The sequence below is a fragment of the Pseudomonadota bacterium genome (genome assembly GCA_018817425.1).
Classification (GTDB): Bacteria; Desulfobacterota; Desulfobacteria; order Desulfobacterales; family RPRI01; genus RPRI01.
In genome coordinates this window covers 1-17,609 of record JAHITX010000082.1, presented here as the reverse complement: position 1 = coordinate 17,609, position 17,609 = coordinate 1, and the positions used below count along the sequence as shown (strand labels likewise).

The window sequence follows — 17,609 nt, the reverse complement described above, 5'->3', positions numbered from 1 at the left end:
AAAGATAATATTTTTTTCAAAGCTATAGGGTTTTCCTAATTGACATCACATAGATATTCCGATACCTATGACAGAAAGAATGGATAGATTCATAATGATATCCGCACATCCAATGATCGTTCCTATCTTTGAAACTTTAATAAAGAAATCACGACATAGAGAGGTATGAAATGATTATTTCTGGGAAGCAACTACAAAACGTGTTTGGAGTTATCGCACTGACAATAGCAGGAGCAATGTTTATGATAGCACCTGCCTTCGCATCTTCAGTGATAACTGGAACTCTACATGAAACCCAACAAAATTATGGAAATACAGTCGACCACTGGTTAATTACCGTAAACACATCCGGTACTATAATTTTCGATGTGTTATCGGCTGAAAATAACGGAGATTTCACTTGGCAAGATGGTACAGCCGGTAACATAGAAACTGACATTGATGTAAATGGTGACGGCGAGTTTGCATACTTTGATTCAGAGATTTTTTTAGCGCAACACAATGGATCTGAATGGGTTTTCATTGAAGGTGATGACGATGGTGATTCTAACCAAGGAATATCCGATGGCTCATTAGTTGTCAATCAAAATGACCCCACCCCTGTAGTATTCACATATGATTCATACATAACCATAAACCTTGATGTGGGTAGCTACCTTCTTTTGGTTGGTACCTATAATGCAGACCAAAATTTGGAACAAAACCTACAAAATAGATTTAATGCTTTTCTAACTGGTTCGGTAGAGCAAGGAGACTATCCTACTCTGTTTAGAGAAGGTGGTCTTGCCAGTGATCATGGTGATTATCAAGTGACAATCACTGGTGATATAAGCGCATCGCCTGTTCCTGTGCCAGGAGCTATTTTGTTGTTTGGATCGGGACTCCTTGCCCTTGTAAGAATTAGAAGAAAGAAGTATTAAACATAATTTAATCCATATAAAAAATCACAAAGCAGGGTCAGAAATGGCCCTGCTTTTTTTTATTAACCCTCGTTTGAGTTTCAATTTTTTGATTAAACTGGATGAAAAGCATTGTCAGAAGAAACCCTTCCAGAATATTATAGTTTTATCACATCTTTAAAGTGAAAAAAGGGGTGAAATATGGCTGAATTAGCTGATAAAATTTATAAACAAGCGCTTGATCTGCCAATTGATGATCGATTGACTCTGATAGATAAGCTGCTTATTAGCACAAATTTACCTACCCAAAACGATATTGATCAAGCATGGTCAAAAGAAGTTGAACGCCGATGTCAAGAACTTGATAGTGGGAAAGCTAAACTGATTCCTGGTGAAGAAGTTTTTGAAAAGATTAAGAAAAGATTTTTAAAATGAAATTCAGCTTTCATGAGGCCTCCGAGAGAGAATTTTTTCATGCAATTGAATATTATGAAGAATGCCAGGCAGGTTTGGGGCTAAGATTTTCTGAAGAAGTATATGCTGCTATCGAACAAATTTGCGAACATCCATATGCATGGTCAGAACTTGATTCGAGAACAAGACGTTTTAACTTCAATAAGAAAATCAGATTTTGGTACGTATAGCTTCCTGAAAGAAATAGAACGAATATTTTCATTTAAATAGTAGATTTCAAACACTAACCATGCTAACAAATTATCAAATATAAACCTATGCCATGATAAGAGTGTTAGGCAAGTCTCTTATTGCATCGGCAATAAATACGTTTGATAATATCAATGATATCATATAGATAATATCTGCACTATTTTGAGTTGATATTGACAGCCTCAGAATTTATCGATATTAGAAGGAAACTATATTTCAAAGGACGACCTATGCTCGAATCATTGCTTATTGGACTGACCACAAGCGGCGTATATTATCTGGCACAACGGCACCGGGAACACTTACAGCAGACGGAAACTACAAAAGCATTGTCGGAAAATGAGATCCAAAACAGTCTTGAAATGGGCTTAAAGAGCCTATTCCCAAAACTGTCGAAGGACTTTCCAGCAATGAGGGCAATAGATGAAGACCAAATCAAGTGTCTTCAGGAACTATTTTATCGATCAGACGGTGAGTTGGAGGATAGACTCCGTCAGACGATCACGGAGAACCTGTATGGGCTCTCCGGGTTCCAGGATGCAACCGGTGTCGATATGTTCTCTGTTGAAGGAATGGAGCATGTGCTGTTTGAGCTAAAGGATAGTAAAAATCTTAACTCTCTTAAGCCCGAAACCCTTTCATCCGTCGTCCCGAGAATCTTTGTTCGAATGCTTTATGAGATATCCACCAATCCGGAGCTAAAGAATTTATTTGAACAAATCCGTGAGTGCCAAAAAGCCAGGTTCCGGCAAGATGTCGTCCAGCAATTATCCGAGATTCAACATTATACCAAACTTGATGACAAAACCATTTTAAGCGCAGTAAATGCCGCGCGTCACAGACTAAAAGCGCAGGCGACCCGCACTTACGATATCAAGATGGCCGGCCGGGCGCCCAATTTAAACGATCGCTTCGATTACATGCCTCCCGGCATGCGGCGGGTAATTAAAAAAGACAATCAGATACCGCAGGATTTTGAAGAAAACACGGAGCCAATCGATACGGATGCATTTCATAATCTTTTCCTTAAAAAAAAGCGAGTACTTATCATTGCCGGTGCAGGTGTGGGAAAGACCACATTTCTTTATCGAACGCAATTGGAGCTGATGCAAAACCGCTTAAAAGACGCCCCGCTTCCGGTGTTTGAAGACGTTAATGAATTTTTTGAGAACACAGGAACATTAATTGAAAGAGTCGTCGGCCTTCTGGGTAAGACGAAATCGGTGGATTACAGTCCGGAAAAAGCCCGCAGAATAGCGGGCATGCTGAATGAAACCGGTAGACTGTGTTTTTTGCTGGATTCGATGGACCAGTGTTCCGATGATAGACGCTGTAAAAACCATTTCCAGATGGATACGTCCGGGATTCTGGAACAAAACAGGGTAGCGGTGGCCTGCCGGATCGAACACATAAAGAGTGATCCGGAGGTTTTTCGTGATATTTTTTCTGCGTATGAATGGGTCATTCTGGGTGGATTCAGCGAAGACCAGCTCTTTGTGTATTTAGGTGATGAGATCACCGAATGGCTTGATTATAAATTGCTGGGAGAAGATTTTAAAAAGCTTTTGAGAGTCCCATTTTATGCCAACATTACCAGGCGAATCGGCATGCAGCCGGAAACTGAAAGAGGGCGGGTGGAGAATAGAAGCCAGTTGCTATTCAAGTTTGAGGTGGAGCTTTTCAGGGAGGCAAAACAAAGAGGCATTGGTATTAGTGAACTGGATGTGCCGGAAATTAAAAACCTGTTGTATCAATTGTCTTTAGAAACATTGACGGAAAATCAAATTCAATCATTTCCTTTTCGTTTCATAGATAAGTACAGAAAGAATTATCGCAATGCCTGCGAAATTATTTTCAATGCGCATTGGGTGTTTTTCAACAGGACGCTGTTTGAAGGAAAAGATGAAAACAGCTGCACGTTCTACCATCAGCTGTTACAGGAATATTTTGCAGCCTGCCGCTTGAAGCAATTGTTTGAAGAAGATCCTGAAGCCTTCGACAGCGCGCTGATAAAGCTGCCCTTCAGCCCGGTTGTTCTCGATCTGTTAGACGATATCCTTGAGCATGAGCCGGTATTCAAGTACTGCATGGATCGGTTTGAAGAGGCTCTGGCCCGTGCGGACCATGAAAAGAAGGGTAGCGAGGATGCCGGTCATAAATTTACCTGGCTTCTATCCCTTCGGGATCGCAAGGGAGAAAAGCCGGGCTTGAAAGAGAGGCTTCAGGAAATATTTGATGCGGAAAAGGATCAGAGTCAGAAATATGTTATAGCGGATGACAAGTTTGTCCGGATTCCTGCCGGGGCTTTTTTGATGGGCGGCTACGAAAGAGATTTGGAGCAGCCGGTACGGGTAGTGTATGTATCCGATTATTGGATTTCAAAGTATGCGGAGACCTCTCGGGAATATGACGAGTATCATATTCCTTACAGCAAAAAGCCTCTTGAAGATGAAAAATGGGCAAAGGGCTATCTTCCGGTGATTGATGTAAGCTGGGATGATGTTAAAGCCTATATATCCTGGAAGGGTAAGGCATATTCTCTTCCTACCGAAGCTCAATGGGAGAAGGCCGCACGAGGAAGACTGGGGCGAACATATCCCTGGGGTAATTACAAACCTGATAATAGTATATGCAATTATGATTATAATATTAAAAAAAAAGTTGAGGTGCACAAATTCGAACCCCAGATGTACGGGATATATCAAATGGCAGGCAATGTCGATGAATGGGTGGCAGATTGTTATCATGATTCATATGAAGGTGCTCCAATAGATGGTTCCACCTGGGCCGAAGATGAGCAGGGCTCTTTCCGGATGATACGGGGCGGCAGCTGGTGCAACGATGCTCGCAACTGCCGGTCGGTGACCCGTAAAGATTTCGGGCCCGACATCGGCGACTACTTCATAGGCTTTCGTCTCTCCAGATCAGTTACCCTTGGCCATTGAGCCCTTGGACCCTTGTCGACTGCTTTAGCCCGGAGTGTAGTGAAGGAAGCGCAATAGCCGTCGAAGCGGAGCCGACGGCGTAAGAGCGGACTGAACGGAACGGAGGGCAGCTCACATATAGAACAGGTGGTGAAATATCAGTAACGAGTACTGATATTTTATAAGATGGTAAAAATTGACATAATAAAATGATTGAGCAGATGCCTTACTCCATAGTAATTCAGAAAATGTTGCCATTGATATAAGCACTCTTGTTTATATGAATATTACAACTTTTATTCAATACTGCCTATCATTGCCGTTACTCTCTTTCTATCTGTAATAAACATTTTTCAAAGAATTCGGTAGTATTTCTTTGTAGGTGTCTATTACAGCTTTCTAAGAAACAATATCATTATTAGCGCTCATGATTTTCCATATCTTTAGCCTGTGGGATATTCTATAATCTCAATAACCCAGAAGACCTCACAGCTGAAAAATATGGAGGTGCAGTATGACAACAAAAGAAGCTATAACTCTGTTCAAATATTATCTTCAAGCAAACCATAAAAAGAAGACCATCGAAAGCTACAACATCCTACTTGGCAGGTTTGAGGCAAGCTATTCGCAAAGTTCCATAGATAACATAAGCCCCGATGAGATTTTCAATTTTATAGAAAAAATAACTCAGAATCTGGCGAAATCCACACGGAGGCTCAGGTATGCCCAGATAAAAGCTTTTTACAACTTTATCATCGACCGCTGCTCCCTAAATATGAGAAATCCCTGTAATACACCTTTGCTCAGTAAAGCCTTTAGAGCACCGAAGCAATTTCAACGCAAGATCCTTGACCGGGAAACAGTAGATGAAATGATTTACAACACTAAAAGGCACCGTGACCGGTTGATATTGGAACTTCAAGCGAAATGTGGGCTGAGGATCGGTGAATTGCTTAAGATCAAAGTATCGGATATTTCTGATAGAACAATTACCCTTCGAGAACCAAAGTCAGGTAAGGAATCTGAAATGGCCTACATGCCGGAGAACGTATCAAGAAAGTTGGGAGAATACATCAAAGAGAAAGCTTTACAAGGAGAGGATCGGGTTTTTCCTATCTGCTATTCGACGGCAAGATCCCTCATTAGAGGACTGGGAGCCAAATTGAATGTCCATGTGTCACCCCATGACCTCCGGAGATATTCAGCCACATATGCCAGCCGAAATGGCGTCCCTTTGGAAGTTGTATCGAAAGTAATCTTGAGGCACCAGGACCTGAAAACTACCCAGGTTTATCTCGGCAAGATCAGTGATTCAGAGGCGATCCGGTGGATGGACACCCTGCATGGGAAATAAAATTGATCAAACATTACTCTTTGAAACAATGAGGTCTTTGGGCTAATAAAATATATAGATATAAAGGCGGTTACCATTATTCAAGTGCATAGATTGATATGTTGCTTCCTGTAAGCAGCAACACGACAGATGACTTAGATCTACAAGGTTTCATTCAGTAATCGTTAACTCAAGGCAATAAAAAAGGCAGAGCCATGAGACCCTGCCTTTCTGTGTTAAAAACTCATTTCAGGTTTAGTTTTTGAGCTTTCTCCTTATCCCGACTAGTCCCACCAGGCCGGAACCGAGGAGCCAGACCGCTCCAGGTATGGGGACTGCTGCATTTGTGGCTGTTAATGTAACAGAGTCCAACCAAAACTGTGCATTAAAATCTGTCATATAGTATCCAGGCCCTATCAAAGCAAGATGAATGTTTCCATCATCACTTAGCCAGCCAAGTTGCCCTGCATCCAAATCATAAGAAACCTCCTCCCATACATTGTAAGAAACATCGCCCCAAAGGTTTGCAATGTAGCCTGCTTTTGATGGGGCAGCATAAAGATTGCCATAATCAAATGTATCTGTATTACTAGCAAATAGGTGGAGCGTCCCTTGTTGGCTGAAATTATTGACCTTAATGTTTAAAGTAACTGTTGCAGAAATGGGGTCGAAATCACTGGGGATTGTGTGCTCCCATTCGGCGAACATATTATAAATGTTAGATGGATTGAAAGTGACAGTGTCTTCATAATAAGCAGAATATGCTTCAGGCGACCAGGATAAGAAAAAAACTACAACAACAATTACCATACAAAATTTCAATCTAATAGCATTCATGATGCCCTCCATTTAATTTTATTTTACCATACTTCACAGTCAATAATTTTGGTTCTTCCGTAAAAAAGTTGAACAACCTATTGTGAGCTTTGTAACATATTAAAAGAACTTGCGTTAATAGGTTTTACTTCGACATGCCGTATTAACATTGAACAACAAAGGATTTGAAAACATTTTTTTATATTTTACTTTGATTTTCTGGTATTTAATCCTTTCAAATTCTTATCCAGTCGGTAATTAGTAAAAGTAAATATTCTAACTTATCTTAATTCCTTGATAAAGTTTTCTGTAAATTTCGCAATAATAATGCCAAAACAATATACACTGCTTGATGTGCTTACTTAAATAAGTAAGTAAACGCAATAATTATTTTCCTATTTTTTGTTGCATATCAGCTTTATTTATAATTGTAAAAAAACCCGACACAATCAGCGCTGTCAAACGAGTTATTATATTTAATAATAAAACAAATGCTATTGAATCAAATTATTGTTTAATAGATTATGTGACGAATAAAATTCGTAAAGGACACCAACAGTATGATGATTATTTTTTAGAAATCGAATATTTTCGCTGAGTCTTTCAAACAGTGATCGTTGTTATTTTTGGAAATTCATTCTGTTGAATTGTAGGTGAAGACAGCAATTCTGGCGGTTTGACGATCTTGACAAAAACTATAAATTCCTTTATAAATTATCAGCTTTTCATATAGAATTTGCTTCCAACATTAAGAAAAGACATATTACTTATATTAATTGTTGGACTTATAAAGATCATAAACGAGGAAAAGATGGTGTCTTTTAACAAAGTTGAATATTCAAATTATAGTGACATTATTTTTTACAGGAGAAGATGGTTTTGGGCTCTTGCGATTCTCCTACTTACTCCAGTAGGGATATTGATTGGCTTGACTGGAGAAGTATATTGCAACCAAAAAGGCCGAATTACTAGCCTCCCCAAGGTTAGCCGACTTGTTGTCTGTATTGGATTTCTGATATTAATTTTAATTAAATTTGTTGGTCCATTTTTTATTAAACGCTAAATGCCCAACCATTTGCTACCTCGATTCGGGTCTAAAAAAGGCCCGAACCAAGTGAGCAATTTATTACTCTCTTTCTATCAGTAATAAACATTTATCAAAGAATCCGGTAGCATTTCTTTGTAGCATTTTAACCCGAAGCTATGCACCGGGTTATTAATGGAAGAAACATATGGTGTCAATGGAGGAGACGCTCAGGTGCCATAGCAATATAACCTCCTGAAATTGCATAGCTTCACTGGAAATGACGTATTCTTGTTTCTTAGGAGGTGAAGGCACCACATGGGAAAGTCCTTCTGCATAAGCTGCCGCCATCTCCGCTATATTCAAACCGAAATTACAGATATAAACGCCGATCCGGATTTCTTCAGACTTTCTACTTTCCCGGTGAGATACGGTTTCCGATTAAATACCTTCTCTGCAATGTTTTATGTTATCATGTCTGCAACATAAATTATCTGTGTTTTTAATAGATTGAGTTAATCGCTTATAGTATCTTACAGCATTATTTTAGATGTCATCTGTTAATTTAAAATTCATTACATCTACTTGATAAGGTTTTTTACGGCAATCGATTTTATTCAGGCAGGCATAATCCTGTTTGATGCGAAACAGATTTTCAGGCGGTATGCCGAGGACATGACATAGAATAACCCGGTTTACACCGGCATGCGAGACAATCAGAATATCGTTTTTTGCATTCGATGCGATCTTTTCGAAAACGGGAATAACGCGGTTGTAAAGGTCTGAAAAACTCTCTCCCATTGCAGGCCGGTAGAAGAAAATATCTTCTCCCCTATTGCGCCATTTTTCAGGAAACTTTTCATAAACATCCCGAAAGGAATAATTTTCGAGTTCTCCCAAATTAATCTCGCGAAGGGCCGGCATTTCACAGATTTTCAAAGATTGTTTTCCACATATGATCTGAGCGGTAAGTCGGGTACGACTCAAATTACTGCAATAAATTCTTTCAAGTATTTTTTCCGAAAATACTTTTTGCCATGACATGGCCTGTTGTATGCCATTTTCATTAAGCGGCACATCAGTCTGTCCGATAAATCGTTCTTTCCCTTTACATTCGATCTCGCCATGCCTAATAAGAAAAATCATACACGATACTTTCATCCAAAACCAATGTCATGTCCGATAAAACTTTATCCAAAGAACGTCCGGTTTGGTTTTCGAACCGTTTTTTAACCTTTATCAAAGTTTCATAACGTACGTTTATTGCTTTAATCGCATTTATATCTCCGTCATATTCAGCCCGCTTATACTTAAACCTGTCATGGCAAGGAACAAGCCGACCTTCATAAATCAGTTTATCAGCCAGATAAACAACTTCTGCTGCATGAAATGATACATCATCTTCGACGATTATATCCATATGGCAGGCAACAATATCAGCAACCCTGGGATATCCCATTTTTTCTATTACTCGTGCTGCGGCCTGGGCATGATCAGGCTCACTTTTTAACATATCATGCAGTAATGAGGAAGCATTGACCAGTTCAGGTTCTATACTGCAACCTGAACTATTTAAAATTTGTGTCAGGTATCCTGCAACTTGTGCCACTGCCAGACAATGATCAAGGATACCTTTTCCGACTGCGAAACGGCGGGTCAATATCTCCAGGCATTCGCATGTAGTAGGAATATCGTAATGCTTATACATATCAAGCATTTTATGATAGTCGTCAGGTGTATCAATATCAAATAAAATATGCTCGTCTATAACCGGCACATCAGTGGCATAAACTTCATGTTGTTTCAAAAAGGAACGTAAACCTGTGCCACCTTTGTATTCCGTAATTTTTTGCGCAAACTCGGTTGAGATCAGCGGCGGATGCCCCCGCCGGTTCATAAATGTGGGATAAAATATTTTCTTTTCACTATTTTGCCATGTATTAAGCAATTCTAATACGCTTTGGCATCTTACAAGCGGCACATCCACCGGCAAAAGGAAAAATGCTTCTTGCGTATTTTTCAGGTTTTTAATTCCGGCCTTTATTGAAGAGAACATACCGCTTTCATAATATGGGTTTTCAATTACTTGGGCACCCGTGGCGTTTGCAAAAGCAGCTATCTCATTAGCCCGATGCCCAATAACTACCCGAATATCGCAAATTCCGGCCTGTTTAAATAGTTCTACTGTATGCTCCAACACGGTCTTTTCACCCATGGGCAGCAAGGGTTTAAAACTTTGCATTCGTGAAGAAAATCCAGCCGCCAGAATAATGGCCGAAATGTTTGTGTTCATTGGTATTATCTTATAGACCCGGTGCGGCATATAACGGTGAATGGCACCTTATTCCTTTGAGGATCAGCTGCTTTTTTTTCCGCAATGTTTGAACTATATTCATAGTATAGGGCGGTGAAAGTTCCAGTTTACTGGCAATTTCCTTTACAGATAACGACTCTTGTCTTAACAGCAGCATAATTTCCTGTGCGGTGATCTCTTCAATAATAAAACCGTCCAGCATTCTGCCTATTTCATGTTCAGTAAATACTTCACCGTATAGGTTGCCGTCACGGCGGAATTCAGTTTGCTTGGCAGTTACCCAGCGCAGTTTTTCCATAGTTACCGAACTTAAAGCCGCTTCCAGTTTCCGTTTTAAAACGTCTACACCTTTTTTTGCGTCACTTGCCAATGGACCCATTTCACGCACCTGATTCGTAAAATTATTTATGACTTCGGCAAAACGTGCGCCTTCGGCTGCTGACACCCATTCAAGGATGAGACGATTCGGGTTGATTTTTATATGTTCCAATAGCCGCTTTACCAGGTTTACCATATTAACAGCTTCCCGGTTTCCCGATATATAATGGCAGTCAGCCGGATGGCATCCGCCTACCCATATGCCGTCGCACCCTTTTAAAAATGCCCTGACAACAAATTCAGGATCTACCCTGCCCGAACACATTACACGCACCACGCGAATATTGGGTGAATACTGGATACGTGATACACCCGCAAGGTCACCGCCGGCATATGCGCACCAATTGCATAAAATGCCGAGAATTTTAGGTTCAAAACTCATATTAACTCCTCCTCTTACCAATTCGCAGCGTATGCATCGATCTGGGCGTTTATCTGCTCCCTTGTAAATCTTCCCATGGTAACCGCCATTCTGGGACATCGCGCTGCACACACGCCGCATCCCTTACATGATGCCGTTATTGTATGTGCCTTAAGACCCGCACCGTTATCCACCTTAATCGAACCATAGGGGCACAGGTATTCGCAAATGCCACAGCCGAAACATTTTTTTTCATCCACGAAACTCACAATCGGTTCGGCCCTTACCACTCCCTTTGCCAGAGGTATCGCCGCGCGGGCCGCGGCTGATAATGCCTGGCTGATAGACTCATCAATCGTTTTAGGGGAATGCGCCAGCCCGCACACAAAAATGCCGTCTGTGGCAAAATCCACAGGTCTTAATTTTACATGCGCTTCCAAAAAGAAACCGTCCTCATTTAAAGGCACTTTCAACAACTGCGAAACAGTTTCATTCTCGCCTGGAACAACAGCAGCGCTAAGAGCCAGCAAAGATGGTCTTATCAGTATATTTTTACCAATAACCGGATCAAAAACAACTGCCTTAAGTTCACCGGATTCTTCGGTGATCAAGGGTTTATGCAAATCATCATAACGAATAAAAACAACACCTGAATTTCTGGCCTTTCTATAAAATTCTTCATAGAATCCATATGTACGGATATCTTTATAAAAAATATATATATTCGCCAATGGATTCAGTTCCTTTATTTTCAATGCGTTTTTTATAGCCGTCCCGCAACAGATCTTACTGCAATATGGCCTTTCCGGAGTTCGGGACCCCACACATTGAATCATTACAACATCTTTAAACTCGGATGAGTGCAATGAACCTGCGGCAATCGCTTCACCCAGTTTTTGCTGCGTAAATATTTTTTCATGTTTTCCATAAAGATATTCATCCGGCTGCAATTCCACAGCACCGGTGGCAACAATAATAACCCCGTGAGAAACCTGGCTGGTTTTTTGCTCTGAGGCAATACTGGTTTCAAAATTGCCCACATATCCTTTCACCTGCTTAACCTTGGCATCCGCACATACGGTAATCAGGGGATGGTTTAAAACTTTATCCTTAATTTCTGCGAGCAGCTTTTGAGGGTCATTTTTGTTCAAGGTGAAAAAATGATGTTTAAGATTTCCGCCCAGCTCTTTTTCTTTTTCCACTAAAACACATTCAAATCCCTGGTCGGCCAGCGCCAGGGCTGCGGTCATACCGGATAACCCTCCGCCGATAACCAACCCCCTCTGTTCTACAGGAATTATTTCCTCCTTCAACGGAGTTAACAGGCGAGCTTTGGCAACTGCCATTTTCACAAGGTCTTTTGATTTTTCTGTGGCAGCTTCAGGCACTTTGGCGTGTACCCATGTGCAGTAGTCTCTGATATTGGCCATTTCATACAGACAGCGGTTCAGACCTGCCTCACGAATGGTTTCCTGAAAAAGCGGCTCATGTGTACGCGGTGTGCATGCAGCAACAACCACCCGATTAAGGCCATGCTCTTTTATGGTTTCAATAATTTTTTCCTGGCTGTCACGAGAGCATGCATACATACTCTGTTGGGCAAAAACCACATTATCTAAGGTGGCAGCATATTCCCTGATCTTTGATACATCGGCCACTCCGGCAATATTTACTCCGCAATGACAAACAAAAACGCCAATCCTGGGGGCTTCGCCTGTCACATCTCTTTCAGGAATATGTTCTTTCTCTACCACCAATGTACCCCGGACATCGGACAAAACCCCGGAAGCCAATGCCGCCGACCCACTGGCTTGCATTACACTTTCGGGAATATCTTTAGGCGACTGAAAAGCACCGGCAACAAAAATACCGTCCCGGCTTGTTTGTGTCGGCATAAATTCATGAGTTTTGCAAAAGCCAAAGTTATTAAGCTCAATACCCACTGCCTGTGCCAATTCCCGTCCTGTTTTAGTCGGCTCCAGTCCGACTGACAACACTACCATATCAAACCGGGCGCTGTGACGGCACCCATCCTCAGCAGCATAGTTTAAAATCAGATCTTTTGTTTGGGGGTCCTGAAAGACTGATGAGATTCGGCTTCTTACAAAATGAATTCCAAACTCTTTTTTTCCTCTTTCAAAAAAACTTTCAAATCCTTTTCCCTGGGTTCGAATATCCATGAAGAAAATCGTTATATCCAATTCAGGATCATGTTCTTTCGCAATAGTAGATTCCTTAATCGCATAGGTACAACAAACTGAAGAGCAGTATGAATTGGATGAAAGATCCCGACTTCCCACACACTGGATAAAAGCAAGCTTTTTTGGATGCTTGCCGTCTGAAAGGCGAACAATATTGCCCTGAAACGGACCGGATGCATTCTGAATTCTTTCAAATTCGATACTTGTGATGACATTGGCATATTCGCCATACCCAAACTCAGTTTTTCTTCCTGCATCAAATTCATCTAATCCCGGTGTCAGGATCACAGCACCCACATCAAGTTCTATACTCTGATCTTTCTGGTTTAAATTTATGGCCTTAAGATCTTTACAAGCCTGCTCACATTGACGGCATTCATTTTTAAGTATAAACAAACAGTGTTGAGGATCGATGAGATATGAAGACGGCACTGCCTGCGGGAAAGGGATATGAAGGCACTTAACCTGAGCCAAACCTTCATTGAAAGTATCGGGCATATTAACCGGGCAGTAATCCACACAATTGCCGCAAGCAGTGCATACTTTTTCATCAACATAACGGGGTTTCTTGAGGACCTTAACTTTAAAATTTCCGGAAATGCCGTTAACAGATTCTATACGGGCATTGGCTATAATTTTGATGTTACTGTGCCGTTCGGCCTCAACAAGTTTGGGAGACAAAATACACATGGAACAATCCAAAGTTGGAAATGTCTTTTCCAACTGTCCCATGGTTCCTCCAATAGAAGGAGAATATTCAATCAGATAAACGAGATAACCCTGCTCGGCTAAATCAAGGGAAGCCTGGATTCCGGAAACACCTCCTCCCACAACCATTACAGCACCGGTTTTTTTAATGTTATTCATCGACTTCCTTTTTTCATGCTTTCTCTACTGATACCGCACAGGCTTTATACTCTGCAGTCATGCTTACAGGATCAAATGCAGGATTTGTAAGCCAGTTGGCATTTTGCTCCCTGAAGTGAAAAGCCATCCACACCATTCCGGCAGGTACCTGATCAGTTACTTTGGCTTTTACTACCACCTCTCCTCTTCTGGACTTAACTTTGACTTTCTCGCCTGTTGTAACTCCAAGTTTTTCGGCATCTGCATATGAAATATCTGCCGTTTCCTCTCCCAAAAGCTCATTAAGCCCATAGGAACGGCCGGTCTGCGTGCGGGTATGATAATGGTATAGACGTCTTCCCGTGCTTAAAACAAATGGATATTGTTCATCCGGCACTTCAGCAGGAGGTGTCCACTCCACAGGAGTAAGATTTCCAAGCCCGCAGGTGAAACAGCCGTCTTTGTGCAAAGTTTTAGTTCCCATATGATCTGTTGTTGGTACCGGCCACTGAAGCCCGTTTTCTTCTATACGCGAGTATTTTATACCGGCAAATTGCGGCGCTAAGACGGAAACCTCATTATCCCAGATCTCCTGTGCGCTGTTCGATTCCCAGTTATGCCCCATCCGTTTTGCGATTTCTTTGAATATCCACCAGTTTGGCCTGGATTCTCCGGGCGGTTCTTTTACAGTGCGAACCATGCTTACTCTTCGTTCACTGTTTGTAAATGTGCCGTCATTTTCACTCCAGGCTGCAGCAGGCAATATTACATGGGCGAATTTGGTTGTCTCGGTATGGAAATTATCCTGACAAACAAGAAATTCGGCAGATTCCAGGCAATGTTCAACATGACTGATATCAGGTTCAACACTAGCAAGATTTTCACCAAAAACATAGAAGAATTTTATTTTTCCATCAACAAGGCTGTCTAACATTGTTGGAACCATCATGCCGTTTTTGCCGGGAAGATTTTTTACTTTCCAGGCTTCTTCAAATTTTGCTCTTGCATCCGGACTTTCTACTTTCTGGTATCCCGGAAATACATTAGGCAAAGCGCCCATGTCGCATGCGCCCTGAACATTATTCTGGCCTCTTAAAGGATTTACTCCTCCGCATTCAAAGCCAACATTTCCTAAAAGCATCTGAAGATTCGCACAGCTTAAAACATTGTTCACCCCGCAAGTGTGTTCGGTAATTCCAAGAGTGTACATCAGCATGGCAGGCTTTACCAAGGTAAGTTCCCTTGCTAATTTTCTGATAACATCGGCATCAATTCCGGATATCTCCGCCGCTCTTTCAGGCGGGTATTCCATCACTTTTTCTTTAAGTTCTTCAAACCCTACGCAACATGACTTGACATATTCCTTGTCATACAAATCTTCGGTTATCAGCACATGCATAATTCCGTTTATAAGAGCAATGTCGCTTCCGACTTTAAGCTGTAAATGCATCTTCGCCATCTTCGCCAGATCGGTACGCCGCGGATCAATAACATACATCTGCGCACCTTTTTGTACTGCCCTTTTGACGGCAGCAGCGGCAACCGGATGAGCTTCGGTCATGTTTGAACCAATTACTATTATCATTTTGGCTTTATCAAAATCGGAAAATGAATTTGTCATTGCTCCCGAACCGAATGAAATAGCCAGACCGGCAACAGTTGGAGCATGGCATGCGCGTGCACAGTGATCAATGTTGTTTGTTCCTATCACAGCGCGAAAGAGTTTTTGCATCTGGTATGAATCTTCATTAATACTGCGGGCACAGCTTACGCCGGCAATTGCGTCAGGCCCATGTTTTTTGATTGTTTCTTTTAATTTGCTTACAATAAGATCAAGTGCTTCATCCCATGTAGCTTCCTTATATTGACGATCACCTTGTCTTATAAGAGGTACTTTAAGCCTTTCATCGGAATATATGAAATTAAATCCGAATCTGCCTTTTACACACAGATGTCCGTAATTGGGCGGCGCATCCGCACCGTTTACCTTGACAACCCTGTCACCAACCTTTTCCAGATTAAGCTGACATCCAACTCCGCAATAAGTACAGGTGGTCCTCACTGTTTCCAGCTTCCAGGGTCCGGGAAGCCCCTCGCTTTTTACAGACAATGCTCCGGTAGGACAATTTGCCACACAATAGCCGCAGGAAACACAGCGGTCATTTATGCTCGGAACGTAAACAGGAGGTTTGGAATCCGAACCCTCTTCGATTTGTATCAGATCAAAGGCGTACTGAACCTGATATTGTGAACAGCCGTTCAAACACTTGCGACAGGTAATGCATTTGTTGGGATCTATGGTTATTAAAGGATGTTTATCTATAATATCATATTTTCTTTTCTTCCATGACTGCAAGTTATCCTGATCTACTCCATATATCGTAGCATATTCTCTTAACCTGCATTCAAAAGCATCCTGGCAGCCGCAGGAAAGACATCTTGAAGCTTCTTCTTTTGCTTGCTCTTCGGACAACACCAGTTCAGCCTCCTCAAAGCTCTTAACTCTTTGAGAAACCGGAAGAATCGGTGTTTCATTACGCGGATGGCTTCTAATGCCTTCAAAATTGACCGGATCAACCTCACTCAATTTTCCTTTTGTTATATTAAAAGGTTTGGCATCCTTTATAACAGCTCCATCAGTCAGATAGCTATGAATAGACAAGGCGGCCTCTCGTCCGTCTGCACTTGCCTGAATAACAGTTCTCGGACCCCTTAACAGATCTCCGCCTAAAAACAGATACGGAATACATGATTGAAGGGTGTTTGTATCCGTTTCGGGAATTCCTTTTTTCGTAAAAGCGGCCTCTTTAAGTTCCGTATCCTCTTTCAAAAATTGCACATCGGAAAATTGTCCGATGGATATAATTGCCTGATCCGCTTCAAGAATTGTTTCGGAACCTTCAATAGGAACAGGTCTCGGACGACCACTGCTGTCTGCGGCTTTGAGTTCATTTTTAAGATATTCAACGCCGGAAAATACTCCGTCTTTGGAAATAATTTTTGTCGGAGTAGCCAGTATATGTATTTTTACGCCTTCTTCTTCAGCATCATGGATCTCCTGAGGATTAGCCGGCATTTCTGCTTTGGTACGGCGATAAAGCATTATTACTTCTTCTGCACCCATGCGAAGACAGCTGCGGGCAGCATCCATGCCTGTATTTCCATTACCGATTACTACCACCTTTTTACCTACTGGCGGCGGATCTCCGGAGGCGGTTCGGATCAGAAATTCGATGGCGGACATGACTCCGCGCATCTCTTCACCGGGAATTCCAAGTTTATACGAATTCCATGCTCCTATGGCTAAAAATATAGCATCATAACCCTCGCTTTTTAATGATGCCAGAGTAAAATCTTTTCCGAATTTCCTGTTTGCATTAACCGTTACGCCAAGATCCAAAATCTCCTGTATCTCCTGATCAAGCACAGCCTTGGGAAGACGATATTCAGGAATACCGTATCTTAACATACCACCAAGCTTGGGCATGGCGTCATATATGGTTGCTTGATGTCCTTTAAGTCGCAGATAATAAGCTGCGGCAAGTCCTGCCGGCCCGCCTCCTATTATGGCTACCTTTTTGCCGGTATCAGGAGGTGGTGCAGGTGTTACCCTGATTCCGCGCTCGGCAGCATAATCGGCTGCAAACCTTTTAAGATCTTTTATGTTGATAGCTTTTTCAACACGATTGCGGCGGCATTCTAACTCACAAGGATGCGGACACACTCTTCCAAGCGTTGCAGCAAAAGGAGTCTTTTCTTTTACCAGCCGAAGAGCTTCTATAGGATCGCCTCTTTCAATATGAGCAACATAACCCTGGATATCCAGATGTCCGGGACAAGTCATATG

Annotated in this window: 11 protein-coding genes; 5 read left to right on the top strand and 6 right to left on the bottom strand. The window is 41.7% G+C overall.

Annotation, left to right across the window (positions count from 1 at the left end):
- Positions 1-170 precede the first annotated feature (170 nt).
- From KKC46_14755 to KKC46_14735, 5 genes are all read left to right on the top strand, one after another.
- A complete protein-coding gene (locus KKC46_14755) occupies positions 171-920 on the top strand; it encodes a DVUA0089 family protein (protein ID MBU1055067.1) in 750 nt (249 codons plus the stop codon).
- 180 nt (positions 921-1,100) lie between these two features.
- The gene (locus KKC46_14750; protein MBU1055066.1) at positions 1,101-1,334 is read left to right on the top strand and encodes an addiction module protein; all 234 of its coding nucleotides are present in this window, start codon (positions 1,101-1,103) and stop codon (positions 1,332-1,334) included.
- Positions 1,331-1,543, top strand: a complete 213-nt coding sequence (locus KKC46_14745; protein MBU1055065.1) for a hypothetical protein — start codon at positions 1,331-1,333, stop codon at positions 1,541-1,543. The genes KKC46_14750 and KKC46_14745 overlap by 4 nt, the downstream gene beginning before the upstream one ends.
- Before the next feature lie 252 nt (positions 1,544-1,795).
- Entirely contained in the window at positions 1,796-4,510 is a 2,715-nt protein-coding gene (locus KKC46_14740; GenBank protein MBU1055064.1) for an SUMF1/EgtB/PvdO family nonheme iron enzyme, read from the top strand.
- A 493-nt stretch (positions 4,511-5,003) separates the two neighbouring features.
- On the top strand, positions 5,004-5,843 hold the full coding sequence (locus tag KKC46_14735; GenBank protein ID MBU1055063.1) for a tyrosine-type recombinase/integrase: 840 nt from the start codon (positions 5,004-5,006) through the stop codon (positions 5,841-5,843).
- Between the two features lie 234 nt (positions 5,844-6,077).
- Here the strand turns inward: KKC46_14735 and KKC46_14730 are convergent, their stop codons facing one another.
- The 6 genes from KKC46_14730 to fdhF form a co-directional block, all read right to left on the bottom strand.
- Positions 6,078-6,659: a VPLPA-CTERM sorting domain-containing protein gene (locus KKC46_14730; GenBank protein MBU1055062.1), complete on the bottom strand. Its 582-nt coding sequence runs from the start codon at positions 6,657-6,659 to the stop codon at positions 6,078-6,080.
- Positions 6,660-8,208: 1,549 nt separating this feature from the next.
- On the bottom strand, positions 8,209-8,808 hold the full coding sequence (cobC, locus tag KKC46_14725) for an alpha-ribazole phosphatase (protein MBU1055061.1): 600 nt from the start codon (positions 8,806-8,808) through the stop codon (positions 8,209-8,211).
- Complete coding sequence (locus KKC46_14720) at positions 8,792-9,955, bottom strand: NTP transferase domain-containing protein (protein ID MBU1055060.1); 1,164 nt, start codon at positions 9,953-9,955, stop codon at positions 8,792-8,794. Before KKC46_14720 ends, cobC begins: the two co-directional genes overlap by 17 nt.
- A gap of 10 nt (positions 9,956-9,965) precedes the next feature.
- Positions 9,966-10,736: a hydrogenase iron-sulfur subunit gene (locus tag KKC46_14715; GenBank protein MBU1055059.1), complete on the bottom strand. Its 771-nt coding sequence runs from the start codon at positions 10,734-10,736 to the stop codon at positions 9,966-9,968.
- A gap of 14 nt (positions 10,737-10,750) precedes the next feature.
- The gene (locus tag KKC46_14710; protein ID MBU1055058.1) at positions 10,751-13,783 is read right to left on the bottom strand and encodes a CoB--CoM heterodisulfide reductase iron-sulfur subunit A family protein; all 3,033 of its coding nucleotides are present in this window, start codon (positions 13,781-13,783) and stop codon (positions 10,751-10,753) included.
- Between the two features lie 13 nt (positions 13,784-13,796).
- Positions 13,797-17,609 (bottom strand): formate dehydrogenase subunit alpha (fdhF, locus tag KKC46_14705; protein ID MBU1055057.1); only part of this gene is annotated, 3,813 nt, incomplete at its 5' end.